We start from the raw sequence: 233 nt of genomic DNA, 5'->3' as shown, positions 1-233 counted from the left end.
ACTGATGCTGCCCCAAATGAATATTTACGAATGGAAAAACGTTGTTGTTCGTGTAAAAATTTTTCTCGTTTCATATCAATTATTCTCTCTATAGAATTGATGTTACTGTTTGATTGTAACACTCAGTGACAAATATTACAAGTATTTTACAGAATATTACTGAATATTTCTCACTTGTCCATTAGTATACCAAATTTATTTGACTTGTTCACACCTAAATCATAAACTGTCCA

General features: G+C 29.6%; 1 protein-coding gene. It reads right to left on the bottom strand.

What is annotated here, in order from left to right:
- Window positions 1–74 (bottom strand): YSIRK-type signal peptide-containing protein (locus AX662_RS10310; protein ID WP_156430688.1); only part of this gene is annotated, 74 nt, incomplete at its 3' end.
- Window positions 75–233 lie beyond the last annotated feature (159 nt).

It is taken from the genome of Streptococcus sp. CCH5-D3 (assembly GCF_001556435.1).
Classification (GTDB): domain Bacteria; phylum Bacillota; class Bacilli; order Lactobacillales; family Streptococcaceae; genus Streptococcus.
This window is presented reverse-complemented; position numbering and strand designations above follow the sequence as displayed.